This is a genomic window from Mesorhizobium sp. BAC0120, assembly GCF_033542235.1.
Classification (GTDB): Bacteria; Pseudomonadota; Alphaproteobacteria; order Rhizobiales; family Rhizobiaceae; genus JAWRCU01.
The window spans coordinates 19,515-34,418 of the sequence record NZ_JAWRCU010000006.1; the positions used below are offsets into that span (position 1 = coordinate 19,515).

Genomic DNA, 14,904 nt, shown 5'->3' on the forward strand with positions numbered 1-14,904 from the left:
CTCCTCGGAGAGCGCCGATCCGGCTGTGAAAAGAACAAGGGCTGTGGCCAGCGCCATGGACCAGGATTTCTTCACAAGTACCTCCAACGAGAGCAGCGAAGCCACCTGCTTTCCCCGTGGAAATGACAGCTTCGCAAGGTTGCCGGCAGCTTGATCCACCTCACCAGTTGAACCCGATCTTTGCCTTACCGGAGAGGCTCTGGACGTTTCCGGAGAATTCGCCCTGGAGCGCGAGTGCTGCAAAGAAGCCGGATTGGGCTTTATATTCGGCGCCGGCATCGACGAGCGCCGAATAGCGGTCGGGCTCGGCACCTTCGATCACAAAGCCCGTGCCGGGCAGCCTCTGGAAGCCGGCCGTGAAGGCAATGTCGTCACCGCCATTGATGGCAAGCGCGGCACGGCCGGAGAGAGTGAGCACTGCTCCGTCGGAGAGCAACAGCGTGCCGTCGAGCCTGGCACCGAGCTCGGTGCGCGTTGCCGTCACAGTGTCGCCTTCATAGGCAAGTGCGAAGCTGCCTGCGCCCGTCTCGGTGTAACCCGGCAGCCGATAGGCGATCGCCTGGAAGGCGGCGTAGGGGGTCACCGTCGCAAGCGGGGCGGCGATGCCATAGCCCGCTTCGATGCGGCCGGCGAAAGAATGCGCCGTGAAGTCGCCGGACAGCGCGTCGCCGAAGACGGTTCGGCTGGTCTCGACGTCGTGGAAGCCATAGGCCGCCGCGCCCGCGACATAGGCTTGGCCGAGTTCCTGCCTGGCGAAGATGCCGGCATTGAAGGTGCCGGCATGGCCGCTACCGAGCCCATCGGACAGGCTGAAATTGGAAGAGCCGCCACCGAGTGCCAGGCCCAAAAACGTTCCGCCCCAATGCCGGCTGATGCCGCCGACCAGGCCGAACGTGTCGGCATCGGTGTCATGCGAGCCGGTCGCGGCATCACCGCCGACCGAAAGCGCGCCGCCATAGGCCGCGCCCCAGCTCTGCCAGCGGCTCTCGAAGACACGAGCGACCGCGTCGGCGGAGTGGCTCGCATCCAGGCCCAGCGCTGCGAACTCGCTGTCGCCGGCAGTCTTGTCCTTCTCCGCATAAGCTGCCGGACCAGCCGCCATGCTGCCGAATGCGCCGCCGGAGCCGGCCAGCGCCTGATCGCTGATCAGGCCAAGGAAATGGTCGGAGCTGTCGATGCCGGCTGTGATCGCGCCGGCCGCTATCTCGCCCGACGCTACCGTCAGGCCATTGGCATCGAGCGTGGCGAACTCCGCCGGAATGCTGCCGTTGACGTCGAAATAGGAGACGATCGCGTTGGCGACGCTGCGCTGATTGCGGTTGAGATTGCCGAAATCGGGTTCGCAATCCCTCGTGCAGCCAGGGTCGGTACGCCTGACCTTCGTCGTCAGATAGACGTTGTTGCCATCGTAGGTGAGGCTGGTCTCCAGTCCGGGCAGTATCTTGGCGTCGAGGTCCCTGAACTCCGTGCCGCCGAGCCCGCCCGCTGCATTGAGGATGGTGTAGCTCTTGGCGACATAGCTGCCCGGCGCGTAAGTGACCACGACGGTGCCGCCCGACAGGTTGGCGGTGCCGCTGACATTGGTGCGGTCGGCGGCCGTTGTCGAGGTTTCGACGGCATAGGTCGAGCCTGCGCCGAAGGTGAGATTGCCGGCGATGCTGACCGTGCCGATCGAGTTGCCGGGTGAGAGCCGGCCGTCATGATTGACTATGACCGAAGGCAGCAAGCCGCTACCGCCGAGCGTGGCGCCGGCATCGACCGTCAGCAGCGACGACGACGAGATGTCGCCGTTCACCGACAAGATTCCCGCTTTGACGAAGGTCTGGCCGGTATAGGTGCTCGTGCCCGAAAGCAGGAGCTTGCCGGCGCCTTCCTTGCTGAGCGAGCCCGCGCCCGAGATCGCGCCGCCAAAGATGCTGTCGCCGTCCTGGTCGACGGTGAGGCCGCCGGCCCCCAACAGAATGGACCCGCTGCCAGACAGCGCGCCGATCGTCTGGTCGAAGCCGCCGAGGTCGAGGGTCGCGCCGCCAGCCACCGACACTGCGCTATTGGGCGAGAAGGCGCCGGCCGAGCCGGCGCCGAGCGTGCCTTGTGAAACCGTGGTGGGGCCCGTGTAGCTGTTGTGGCCCGCAAGGACCAGTTCGCCAGCGCCGGCCTTCGTCAGGCCGCCGCTGCCGGTTATGTCCGAGGCCGCGGCCACATCGAAGCCGTTGCTGTCGAAGCTGCCGCCGCCTGCATCGAGCTTGACGGCGCGTGTGGCGGCGAGATTGAAGGCCGCGTCAAAGCGCAGCGTGCCGCCGTTGAAGGTCAGTCCGCCTACCGCATCGCCGAGATTGTCGTCGCTCGCGACCGCGATCACCCCGTCGTTGAAGAATGTCCCGCCGGAATAGGTGTTGGCGCCGGTCAGTGCCAGAACGCCGCTGCCGTCCTGCGCAACCTGGCCATGGCCGACGCCTGCATCGGAGACGATGCCGGCGAAGGTGTAGGTGTCAGAGCGGTCGAAGGCGAGCGTGCCGGCAGCGGCCACGTCGCCCAGGATCGAGCCGGTCGTGCCGCCATTGCCGATCTTGAGCGTGCCGGCCTCGATGACCGTGCCGTCGCCATAGCTGTTGGCGCCGGTGAGGACCAGCGTGCCGGCGCCTGTCTTGTGCAACGTCCCTGGATCGGTCGCGTCGGCAATGACGCCGGCAATCGTCATCGTATAGCCATTGGTGTCGACCGTACCGAAGCTGGAGCTCACCTCGAAGCGGTTGGCGAATGCCAGTCCGTTGGCGCCTGCCTTGAAGACGCCGTAGGGGTTGAGCAGCACGGAACCGGTGCCCACAGCATCGTTGTTGGCAGCCACCAGAGTGGCGACCGGCCCAGCGATGAAGCCGCCTACTGTCGTGCCGCCGGTGTAGGTGTTGACGCCGGAAAGCGTCAGCGTACCCCCATCGAGCACGAGGTTGCCGCCGCTGATCACGCCGGAAAATGTGCCGGCGGCGTCGGTGATGCGCAGAGTGCTGCCGAAATAAATCTCACCGCTGCCGCTCAGCGACTTGAAGGTCTGCGGAGCCCAACTCCCCGTAGTGTCGAACACGCCGTCCACGACGAGGCTGCTGGATGGAGACAGGCTGCCGTTGTTGACGAGCCACAGCCGGCCGCCTTGCTCGATCGTCGTCGAGCCGGTGTAGGTGCTGGTGCCGGAAAGATACTGTGACGCACCGCTTGCGATCACCAGGCTGCCAGCCGTCCCGCCACCAATGCCGCCATCCCTGATCGAACCTATGAACGTATTCCAACTGCTACCGGCATCGGTGATGGTGAGCGTCTTGGAACCCAGCGCGACGACGCCGTATCCCGATGGCCCGAACAACTGGCGGACACTGGTGCCGTCCGTCGTTTGCGAGATATCGAACGTACCGCTGACCATGACATAGGAGGAATTCGCGATGGAGCCGTCGCCTTTCAGCGCCAGCGTTCCGGAGACCCCGGTCGTACCTGTATAGGTGTTGACGCCCGAGAGCGTCTGCGTGCCGCTGATATCGATTTGGCCCCCACCGGCGATCACGCCGGCGAATTCCGTCGAGCCGTTCGTTATACCCAGCCCATTGCTGCCGAGCAGCACGGTTCCGGTCGACGTCCCGGCGAGGCTGGTGATCCAAGTGAGGCCACCGGTCGTCACGCCGGAGATGTCGAAGGTGCCGCCATTGACCGCCACCACGCTGGAAGCCGCAATGCTGCCGCTGCCGGACATGGCCAGCGTGCCGCCCTCGATGGTGGTGGCGCCGGTATAGGTGTTGATGCCTGAGAGTATCAGCGTGCCGCCGCCAACCTTGTCCAGACCGATGCCGGCCGCGCCGGTGAGCACCGAGGCAATCTCCGCCGTTACGCCACCGTCGACATTGACGAAGCTCGCCGCTGCGTTGCCGGCGCTGTCACCGGTCATGGCCAGGACGCCGCCGGCGATCGTGTAGCCGGTACTGGAGAACTGGACGCCCTCGAAGGCCACCGGTCCGCTCACGGTCACCGTGCCGGCCGTGCCGGCGAAGACGCCGACCGCGCTGTGCCACTGGTCGTTGAAGTTGGCGCTGCCCGGTGCGCCCGTCCAGTTGGTGCCGGCTGCGCCCCAGGTGCCGTCGCCGCCGTCGACCGAGCCGTTGCCGATGCCGTCGGCGCCGTCCCAGAACTGCACGAACTGCCCGCCATTCGTGATGAGCAGGTTCACCTGGTGCGGGATAGCGGTCTGCACGCTCGCGTCGGTAGGGACGCTCGCGTAGCTTCCAGAGATCGTGCCGTCGACGTTGAAGAGGCGGTAATAACCTGACACTGCGCCTGGCGTCTGCAGCGTGCCGCCGAGGACCAAATTCCCTGACACGTTGACCAGATCGTTCGACGCGCCGCCCTCCACGCCCGAAGCGCCCAGCTCGAACAGGCTGACCGAGGTGGCGCCCAGTGTCAGGTCGCCGTCGACCGTCAGCGTGCCCGGACTGTTGCCGGCCGACAGCGTGCCGTTGACCACCGTGTCGGCCAGCGTGCCGGAACCTCCGATCGTCGCGCCCGCATCCACTGTGATGCCCGACGACGAGGCGATCGAGCCGTTGACCAGCAGCTTGCCGCCGCTGACCTTTGTCTCGCCGGTGTAGGTGCTGGTACCGGTGAGGATCGTGGTGCCGCCGCGCTGCTCGACATCGCCGGTGCCGGAGATCGCGCCGTCGAACTGGTAGGCGTTGGAACGGTTGAAGGCGAGCGCGGCGTCATTGAGCACGTCGCCCAGAATCGAGCCGGAGGTGCCGCCGATCTCCAACGTACCGTTCAGGATAGTCGTTCCACCGGTATATGTGTTGGCGCCTGCGAGCGTCAGCGTGCCGGTGCCGGTCTTGACGAGTGAGCCGCCGTTGCCGACGCCAACCCAGCAGTCATGGCCGCTTGGACCGCAATCGCTGATCACGCCGCTCACAGCCGTGTCGAGATTGTTGCCGCCGACGGCAAGCTGTTTCGACCCGAGGAAATAGCTGCCCGCCCCCTCGATCGAGCCCGCGGTTGTTCCCGCCGACGCCAAAGAAGAGATATCGAATTTGCCACCCGCACCGGTGATGAAGCGTGCGTCGCCACCGCTGCTGCTGTTCCCGAACCAGGTGATTCCGCCAGCCTCTGTGGTGATGGTGGCATTGGCGGCCGTACTGTCATCCGCGAAAGATACGACATCGTGGTTGACGATTGTTGCGCTGTCGGCCGTGCTGCCGTTACTGAACGCCAATTGGGCGTCGTTGGTGATGTTCGCGTTTCCGGCCGTGCTGTTGTCGTAGAACAGCAGGTAGCTGTTGTTGGTGATGGCAGCGTCGCCGGCGGTACTGTCGTCGCGGAAATCAAGCCAGCTGTTGTTGGTTATGACGGCACTGCCGGCCGAGCTTGAGTTGCTGAAACGCAGGATGACATTGTTGCCGACATTGTTGGTGATGTCTGCGCTGCCGGCAGTCGTGCCGTTCACGAAATTCGTGTAGCCATCGTTGGAGATTGAAGTGCCGGTCGTGTCGGCATTGGCAACTCTGAAGATGCCGCCCGCGCCTACGGTCACCTCGCCCACGATCGCACCAGCGCTGCCGCCATCGCCGAGCTGTAGCGTGCCGTGGCTGATCTTGGTGCCGCCCGTATAGGCGCTGGAGCCCGTCAGCGTCAGCGTTCCAGTGCCGGTCTTGGTCAGCGCTGTCGTGCTGGTGGATCCGTCCTTGATCGTGCCGCTGAACGTCGTCGCGGTAGTGTCGCCGGCCGTGAGCATCGCATTGGCTGTGCCGCTGTTGGTAACGGTCCCCGTACCCGACAACGAGGCGATTGTCTGGTCGAAACCACCGAGGTCGAGCGTCGCGTCGACCGTGAACGCGCTCGCGGACGAAAACGCGTTGGCTGCTCCGCCCGCCAGCGTACCGCCCGAAACCAAGGTTGCGCCGGTGTAGGCGTTCGTCCCCGACAGCGTCAGCGTCCCGGTGCCGGTCTGCTTGATGGTTCCCGCTCCTTCGATTTTGCCGCCAAAGGTGTATGCGTCCGACCGATTGAATGCTAGCGAGGCGTTGTTGACGATTTCCCCGACCAACGAGCCGCCATCACCGAGCTGCAGCGTGCCGCCGCTGATCGTGGTGCCGCCGGTGAAGGTGTTGGCCCCCATCAGCGTCAGCGTGCCAGCGCCGACCTTGATCAGGGCAGTCGTGGCATCCGGGCCATCCTCGAGGGTTCCGCTGAAGATGGTCGACATGTTGTCGCCTGCCGTCAGTGTCGCGTCGTCCGTGCCGCTGTTGGTCACGGTGCCCGTGCCCGACAGCGAGGCGATGGTCTGGCTGAAGCCGCCGAGATCGAGCGTCGCGTCGACCGTGAATGCGCTCGCCGCCGATAATGCGTTGGCTGCTCCGCCCGCCAGCGTGCCGCCCGAAACCGTGGTCGCGCCGGTATAGGTGGCGGTACCTGACAAGGTCAGGGTACCGGCGCCGACCTTGACCAGCGAGCCGCCGGCGCCGCCGTCCGCGATGGCTCCATTCACCGTGGTCGACCGATTGTTGGAGCCGACGGTGAGCGTCTTCGAACCGAGAAGATATGTGCCCGCGCCTTCGATCGAGCCGGCGGTCGCCCCCGTCGTCGTGAGGCCGGAGATGTCGACCGCGCCGCCGGTCTCGGTGATGAAACGCGCGTCGCCGCCGCTGCTGTTATGCAGGAACCGGGTCGTGGCGTTGGCGCTGGTGGTGATGGTAGCGGTGCCGGCCGTGCTGGTGGAACGGAAGGTCAGGCTGCCGTTGTTGGAGATCGTCGCGCTGCCGGCGCCGCTCGCGTCGTAGAATGTGAGCTCGTCGTTGTTGATGATGGTGGCGCTGCCGGCGGTGCTGGTGTCGTAGAAGGACAGCATGCCGTCATTCGTGATGCGGGCGTTGTCTGCGGAACTGCCGTTTTGGAAATTCAGCAAAGCGCTGCTGGTGTTGGCAATCGTGGCAGTGCCGGCGAGGCTGTTGTCGTAGAACAGCAAAGTGCCGTTATTGGTGAGCTTGCCGCTGCCGGCCGAACTCGCATTGTGGAATTCGAGGAAGTTGTTGTTGGTCACGACAGCACTGCCGGCGCTGCTCGTGTCGTAGAAATAGAGCTCGCCGCTATTGGTTATGGTGGCGCTGCCTGCGTTGGTTGCATTCTGGAAGTTCATAGTGCCGGCATTCGCGATGCCCGTGATGCCTGCGGTGTTGGCGTTGGTAACGGTGAGCGTACCGGCGCCCTTCACGGTGACCTGGCCCCGGATCGAGCCGGCAACGCCGGCTGTGCCAAGCTGCAGTACGCCGGCATTGACAGTCGTACCGCCGGTATAAGTGTGGTTGCCCGTAAGAACTGTCGTCCCGGGACCGCCTCTGGTCAGACCGGCGCTGCCGGCGAGTGTTGCGCCGACCGTGCCATTGCCCCAGAGATTGATTGCGTTCGCGGCTTCGATCGTGCCTGTGCCGGTAATGGTACCGCCATTGAAGTTCAGGATTTGCACGCTGAGCTTGCGGCCCGCGCTGACGTTCAGCGTCGCCGTATCGGAGTTCGTGAATGTGGAGACACCGAACATGTCGCCGCCGGTGAGCGACACCGAACCGTTGCCCTGGTTGTTGATGTTGCTCATCTGCACATCAACATCGCCGCCAAGAACCTTGATCTGGCCGCTGTTGTTGACGCTATAACCGGCTCCAGGGGAAAGTATCGCCGTACCGCCAGGGCCATTGAAGTTGATGATGCCACTGGCGTTGTTGTTGATGTCGCCATTGTCCATCACGACACCGTCCGTCCCGACATTGACCGTGGCATCGTTGTTCAGCGTGTTACCAGTGCCGAAGAGTACCGCGCCAATGCCCAGGTTGATTGTCGCTCCGCCTGCATTGGAGATGGTCCCGGAGGACAGCGTATTGCCATCGCCAACATTGATCACGCCGGCATTGGTGATCGTGGAGAAGCCGGTCGCGTCACCGGCGCTGATGGTGACAGTTGCCCCGCCATTGACCTGAAGCACGTTCGAATATGTTCCGAAGACATCCGTCGTTCCGCCGGCAAGCTCGATCTTGCCGTTGATCGAGCCTTCGTTACGAAACTCGTTGGCGCCGCCGGTGATATAAATGGCCTGGCGCGCGCCATAGCCGGTGCCGGTACCGCCCGAGATGGTCGCGCCGGCATTGTTCACGATCGTGATGTTTGAGCCAAGGATGCCGTAGCCTCCTTGCCCATAAGTGCCATGGACACTAGGGTCGGACATCACGAACTTGCCGCCCAGGCCTCCGTTCCCGCCCTGAATGATGCCGCTGTTGACGATTGTGGTGTTCGTCGAGCTGTTCGCGGTGACACCATTGCCGCCGTTGCCGCCGGCGCCATTGTCCAACGCGTTGACGCCGTAGCTCCATGACGTATTGGCGTCGCCGCCTTCGCCGCCCAAGCCACCCTTGACGGAGACGCCGCTGCCGATCGTGATGGTCACGTCCCCAGTCGCGTTGTTGACAAGGATGCCGCTGCCGCCACCGCCACCGCCGCCGCCACCACCTACTCGATAACCGCCTTGGGTTTCACCCCAGCCATTGCCGCCTGCACCGCCGGTGCCGCCCAAGACATTGGAGGTAATCGAGCCGCTGGCACTGATTGCCAGGCCGGCACCGCCACCACCACCGCCGCCGCCGCCGGCACCGAGTATATAGCCACCGCCGCCGCTGCCGCCGGAATCAGAACCTCCCCCGGTGCCGCCCGTATAGGTGAACTGGACCCAGGTAACACCACTGCCCCCGGCGCTGCCCGTTACGACACCGTTTCCGGAGACACCGCCACCCCCGCTGGTCCCGGGCGTATTGTAGTTTGGCGCATTGCCGCCGGTTCCGCCGGTCTGGCCTGTGCTTTGCGCCAGCGCCGTTGCTGTCGCCGCAACCAAAGCAAGCGGAGCGACTGAGACCAGCAGGAGCGCCGTCGAGGCAATAGCCGGTCGCTGCGCGAAACGATGGGTTCGCGCCAGGAACTTCGTTCCAGCACTCATGCCGCCGCCCCGCGGCTTTCGAACTCGGCGTTTGGCTGCGAAATCTGCAGCAGTGGCGAGATGCGAAACCGAACCGCCCAGACAAAGCCGGGCGCCGGCCCGGCGCGCAGGCACCAAGCCGCATTGCCCTGCACGGCAGGGTTTCGCCTACACATCCTAGATTTCACGCGGAATTCCCCAGGCCCCGATCCTTAGCGTTCCGAACATGTCATCGGCGTGCGGAGCTGTCCTGAAGAGGGGTCGATGACATTCTGAAGTTTTTCTGATATTCAACCTATGCGGGCACGGGTCTGGGGAAGTGGGGGTAATGTGCTCCGGTTTGCCGGCTTTGAGCTCGACCAGCAGCGCGCCGAGTTGCGTGGTCCCGATGGCGGCGTGATCAGGCTGCGGCCGAAGCCGTTCGCCATGTTGCACGTGTTCGCCGCCAATGCCGGGCGTGTGGTCAGCAAGCAGGAGCTGATGGAGGCCGTCTGGCCGAAGGTCCATGTCGGCGAGGACAGCCTGTTCCAGTGCATCCGCGAGATTCGTGCCGCGCTCGGCGATGATGAGCGCCGGCTCATCAAGGTCGTCTCCGGCCGGGGCTATCTGTTCGAGGCCGAGGTGTCGGACGGATCGGCCGTGCCCGCCGAACCGGTGCCTCTCCTTGAGCGAGGGGAAGCAGGAACGGCCACCGAATTCGAGATAGCGACCGGACCCGCAAAAAGACGACTGATCCCATTCAGGCTGCAAGGGCGCGCTGCGGTCGCAGCCGTCGCGGGGCTTTGCGCCGTTGTCGGATTTGCCCTGGCCGCACCGATCCTTGCTCCCGGTCTCATCTTCACCCGAGAGCCGCCGACCATCGCCGTGATGCCGATCGCCGACGTCAGCGGCGACAGCCAAGGCTCTGCGATGGCGGCTGGCGTGACGGACCGCCTGCTCGATGGTCTTGCCGAGATCGACAATATACGCGTGGTGGCGCCGCCATCGAAAGCGATGGCGGTTTCAGAACCAGCGTCTATCCCATCCGCACATTCGGATTTCGTGCTGCAGGGGGAGTTGCAGAAAGACCAGCGGTCGTGGACCTTCCAGGCGCGCATCGTTAGGGCTGGCACCGGCGAGGTGCAGTCGGTCGCCACGGTTTCGGTAGACGTCAGCGAGCCGGACGTCCGACTCCAGCAGGCGCGGCTTGCCGCTGGAGCAGGTGATCAGCTGGCGCGTCGCCTCAACGCGCTCCTGGAGGCCGGCACGAATTCCGCTGTGTCCGACGAGGCCTCATCGGCCGGCAGCGTCAAAATCGTCATCGAACAAGCCATGGCCTCGATCAACCAGACGTCGCGCGAGCGTTTTGCCACGGCACAGTCGATGCTGGAAAATGCGCTCGCCGCCCAGCCCGACAATGTCGACCTGCAAGTCGCGCTTACCGGGCTGCAGACGCGGGGGATTCAGATGGCCTGGTACAGTCCGCCCGAGAGCGCGGCGGCAGAGAGCAACGGCAAGTCGCTGATGGCGCGTGCGCTGCAGGCCAGGCCCCGCTCCATACCGGTGCTTGAGGCCTATTGCCGTTTCCTCACCGCGACTAACAACTTCACTGAAAGCCTGGTCGCCTGCGCCAGTGCCCTGAGCTTCGATCCATGGAACGGGTCGGCTCTCTACCAGCTGGGTCTCACGCAGGTTCAGCTGGGGCGCTTCGAGGATGCGCTGACAACATTCAGGCGGGCCGACCGGTTCGACACGCCGGCGGTCTCGCGCTGGACCTGGCTGCTCGGAACCGGCTGGACCTATCTGCTCATGGGCCGCGCCGAAGAAGCATTGCCGTGGCTTGAACGGTCGATCGCCATCACTCCGGCATCGGGGCGATCACATATGCTACTGGCAGCTGCCTATCAGCGCCTGGGTCGGCCGGACGAGGCAAAGGCGGCGTTGGCAAAGGCCATGGAGTTGCGGCCAGGCTCGACGGCACTCAACCTCCCGCCTCCGACCAGGAACACCAGCCCTATTTTTCTCGAGGCGACCCAGCGGCTCATCCGGACAATGATCGAGGTCGGATTGCCGGCGGGCTGAACCCGGCAGATGCTCGGAAGCGGCAACAGACGCGTACCCCTTGTCAATGGCGAGCTGAGAAGATGGGAATCGGAGGCTGCTGGAATAAGCCTGCACGGCCGCCGTTGGATCCGCGCACGTCGAGATAGTTGTCTGCGAGGACGAATCGCACGTGAGACGCCCGTTTTGGCGCTACTCTCTCGCTTGGCGCCCTGAAATCTCTTTGACCAGGATGCGGAAGAAAACGGGCGGAAGCTGATCCGACGGCAGAGTTGTTTCCGGCTTCAGCGCGCCGGGCTCCCACCAATTGGCGTTCTGGCCGAGCAGCGACCAGGCGTGCTCCCGCTCATCGTGCTTGCGCCCAATGCCGTCCCGCAGCTCCTCATAGAGGCCGTCAACAACCACGCTTTTCCACGCTCGACCTTGCTGTTTCTCTTCGACCATAAGACAGACCAACGGATTGTAGCGCATCCATTCAATCTTTTTGCCAGGCAGCGAGAACGCGTAGATAACATCGTCGGCGAAGACATAGTGAATCGCGACGACATAGGGCCGCCAGTTATTCGTGCATGCGAGATGTGCAACTCTGTGATTGGCAAGCACGACCTTGCATTCGCTCTCGGACAATGTGCTGATCCGCATCGCTGCTCCTCCCGTCACCTGCAGGAGTCGCTCGATTGAGCGCAAACAATAGCAAGTTTGCGATGCATGTGCTGCGAGGGCTTTGATTTGCGTCAATTTCCCATGGCAATGGCCCGGGCTCTGCTTCGCGAGGGACGCCGGCGCTGAGCGCCCCAAAACCTGGACAGCGGCATCTCTTGAAAACAAAATCGCCGAGTGCTCAAGCGCGCTTCAACGGAACGGTGTGAAAGACCCTCCGAATGGCTTTGAGCAGCGCAAATTTCGACCTTGTGTGCTGTTGTCCGGGCGCGCGCCTTTCTTCGAACTTCGAGATCCCACTCGACGGGACCGCCGCAAGATCCTCAGCCATCTCAGGCCGGGCGAGCAGCGTAAACCACGACGTGGCTCGTTGCCCGCAAAGTCGACATCTCGCCCAATCTGTGATGCGATGCGAAAGTATAGGTGCGTATGTGCTCCGGCAGGTACCCAGTATCGAAATTTGGAAGGGCGCGACGTTGACGGCCCCTCCCCCACCAGCGCCGAGCCACATGCAATTCCCTAGCCGGGTGCCGGACACGGCCATCGCATTTCGGCATCCGGGGGCCGGGGTATGCGGAGCGCGAACAGTTCGAGGCAATAGAGGCCGTCTTGCGATAGGAGCACATCGCCATGCCCAAAGGGTCCGACTTGCTTGTCGCAGCACTCGAGAACGAGGGCGTTGAATATATCTTCGGCATCCCAGGCGAAGAGAACCTCGATGTCCTGGAATCGCTGAGGCAGTCCAGCATCAAGCTTGTGGTGACACGCCACGAGCAGGCGGCCGGCTTCATGGCCGCCACCTACGGACGGCTCACGGGGCGCGCCGGAGTGTGTCTCACCACGCTTGGCCCCGGAGCGTTGAATCTGACGACCAGCGCCGCATATGCTCATCTCGGCGCAATGCCGATGGTGATGATCACCGGCCAGAAGGCTATCCGCAGCAGCCGCCAGGCTCACTTCCAGATCGTCGACATCGTTGCCACGATGCGTCCGCTGACCAAACAGGCGACGCAGATCGCCAGCGCAAGAAGCATTCCGACCCATGTGCGCGAGGCGTTTCGCTTGGCTGAACAGGAACGCCCCGGGCCGGTTCACCTCGAATTGCCTGAGGACATTGCTCAGGAAGGCGCAGAAGCCACTCTGGTGCCGCCCCATCCGGTCGATCTTCCGGTCGCGCGATCTGGCGCAATCGATCGTGCGGCCGCTTTGATTGCCGGCGCCAAGGCGCCGCTGGTGATGCTCGGCGCCGCAGCGAGCCGTCCGCATCTAGCCGATCCACTGTCTGCCTTCGTCCGTCGAATGGGCATTCCGTTCTTCAACACCCAGATGGGCAAGGGCGCCGTACACGGCGGCTCGAACCTTTACATAGGCACGGCCGCGCTATCCGAACGAGACTGGGTGCATCGGGCGGTCGATCAGGCCGACCTGATCATCTCGATCGGGCATGACACCGTCGAAAAGCCGCCCTTCCTGATGGGAGCGCGGGGGCCGCAAGTCGTGCACGTCGGCGCAACCCCTGCGACCGTCGAGCAGGTCTACTTTCCCGAGGCGGAGATCATCGGCGACGTGGGCGCGAGCCTCGCACTGCTCGCGGACCGTCTCGAGGGGCAGCTTCCGAACGCGTCAGCTCTGCTGCACATGCGCGAGGGAATTCTTGCGCGGCTCGCCGACCGCGCGGAAGAGGACCGCTTTCCCATCACGCCGCAGCGTTTCGTTCATGACGTTCGATCTGTCATACCGCCCGACGGCATCGTGGCGCTCGACAACGGGATGTTCAAGATCTGGTTTGCCCGCAACTATCGTACTCACGTCGCCAACACGCTCTTGCTCGACAACGCATTGGCGACCATGGGAGCGGGACTGCCGTCGGCCATAGCCGCCTGCCTGCTCAACCCGCAACAGCGCGTGCTCGCGGTCTGCGGCGACGGCGGGTTCATGATGAACGCGCAGGAGATGGAGACGGCCGTTCGCCTCGGCCTCAATCTCGTCGTGGCAGTGCTGGAGGACAACGCCTACGGCATGATACGCTGGAAGCAGGAGGTCGACGGCTTCCCCGATTTCGGCCTTCGCTTCGAGAATCCGGACTTCGTTGCCTACGCCGAAGCCTACGGCGCGAAGGGAGCACGGGTGAGCTCGGCTCGGGATCTCGCGACCACGCTCGAGGCTGCCTTCTCCAGAGGCGGCGTCCATCTCGTCGCGGTGCCGATGGACTATTCCGAAAACATGAAGGTGCTCGTCGACGAGTTGCGCGGAGTTCAGCCGGCTGAAGCGTAGGGCGGCGCGGCGACGACGCTCTATCCGTCTTTTCTCACGTCATCCGCGCCTGCCTTGCCTTGCTGCGAGCGTGCCGCATGCCAATCCCAGTCAATCGATCCTTCGGCGGCCTTGTGAAAGTATTGGGAGCACACCAGCCAGCCCTTCAAGGGTCGAAGGAGCAGCAAGCAGGCGCCGATCGTAAGCGGCAGCGTCGTGAACAGGTGGACCCAATATGGTGGATCGTAACTCACCTGCAGCCACAGGGCGAAGCCGAGCGCAGGGAAGGCCACGATGGACATTGCAAAGAAAGCGGGGCCATCCGCCGGATCGGCAAACGAATAGTCGAGGCCACAGACTTCGCAGCGAGCGGCAAGTTTCAGGAAGCCTTTGAACAGGTGTCCCTTCTGGCAGCGCGGGCAGCGGCCAAGGAAACCGGTCAGTGCCGGGTTGGTTGTCTCCTGGAAAGCATCCATGTTCTCAAGCTGACTTGCGTCAGAACCCCTATCTGATCACCGGCGGTTGCGACGGCTTTCAAGAGATAGGTGGTCAGCGCCGGCTGCTTCAATGCGCCGACTCGTCGCGTGAACCTATTCTCCGTGAGTATCTGAGACGATACCAACGTATCGCCCGCGCGCGCCCTCGGCACGATGGCTCGCACACTGGAAAGGCTGGCATCGTTTCGGTGGTCCGCAACCGGGAACAAGGATATCGGAAATGACCCTGCGTTCCGCATTTTCGAAATTGCTCTCGATCATCTCGAGGCTCTGGGGCATCGACACAACGATAATCACGGGCCGCTACGGCGGCTCAGACGAATTTGCCGCACGTTTGCCCGACGATCTTGCCTATATGCGCGGCCGCGCCAAAATTCCCGTCTCCCGTACTCGCGCACCTCGCGAATAGACCTCTCCGCTCTCGCGGGAAGGTAACGGGTCAAAAATTCTTCCACCGCTATCGACGCTGTCAATTCA

General features: G+C 63.8%; 6 protein-coding genes. 3 read left to right on the plus strand and 3 right to left on the minus strand.

Going from position 1 to position 14,904, the window contains the following annotated elements:
* Positions 1-160: 160 nt before the first annotated feature.
* On the minus strand, positions 161-8,998 hold the full coding sequence (locus SAZ10_RS15385; RefSeq protein WP_318610153.1) for an autotransporter-associated beta strand repeat-containing protein: 8,838 nt from the start codon (positions 8,996-8,998) through the stop codon (positions 161-163).
* Between the two features lie 309 nt (positions 8,999-9,307).
* Here SAZ10_RS15385 and SAZ10_RS15390 point away from each other — a divergent pair, with 309 nt between their 5' ends.
* Complete coding sequence (locus tag SAZ10_RS15390; RefSeq protein WP_318610154.1) at positions 9,308-11,038, plus strand: tetratricopeptide repeat protein; 1,731 nt, start codon at positions 9,308-9,310, stop codon at positions 11,036-11,038.
* Between the two features lie 171 nt (positions 11,039-11,209).
* On the opposite strand, the gene SAZ10_RS15395 is transcribed toward SAZ10_RS15390, so the two are convergent.
* Positions 11,210-11,659 (minus strand): pyridoxamine 5'-phosphate oxidase family protein, encoded by a 450-nt coding sequence (locus SAZ10_RS15395; protein WP_318610155.1) that lies wholly within the window; start codon positions 11,657-11,659, stop codon positions 11,210-11,212.
* A gap of 648 nt (positions 11,660-12,307) precedes the next feature.
* Here SAZ10_RS15395 and SAZ10_RS15400 point away from each other — a divergent pair.
* Positions 12,308-13,951: an acetolactate synthase large subunit gene (locus tag SAZ10_RS15400; protein ID WP_318610156.1), complete on the plus strand. Its 1,644-nt coding sequence runs from the start codon at positions 12,308-12,310 to the stop codon at positions 13,949-13,951.
* A gap of 20 nt (positions 13,952-13,971) precedes the next feature.
* Here the strand turns inward: SAZ10_RS15400 and SAZ10_RS15405 are convergent, their stop codons facing one another.
* Positions 13,972-14,406 (minus strand): DUF983 domain-containing protein, encoded by a 435-nt coding sequence (locus SAZ10_RS15405; RefSeq protein ID WP_318610157.1) that lies wholly within the window; start codon positions 14,404-14,406, stop codon positions 13,972-13,974.
* Positions 14,407-14,647: 241 nt separating this feature from the next.
* Here SAZ10_RS15405 and SAZ10_RS15410 point away from each other — a divergent pair, with 241 nt between their 5' ends.
* Positions 14,648-14,836, plus strand: coding sequence for a hypothetical protein (locus SAZ10_RS15410; RefSeq protein ID WP_318610158.1), 189 nt, complete (start codon positions 14,648-14,650; stop codon positions 14,834-14,836).
* Positions 14,837-14,904 lie beyond the last annotated feature (68 nt).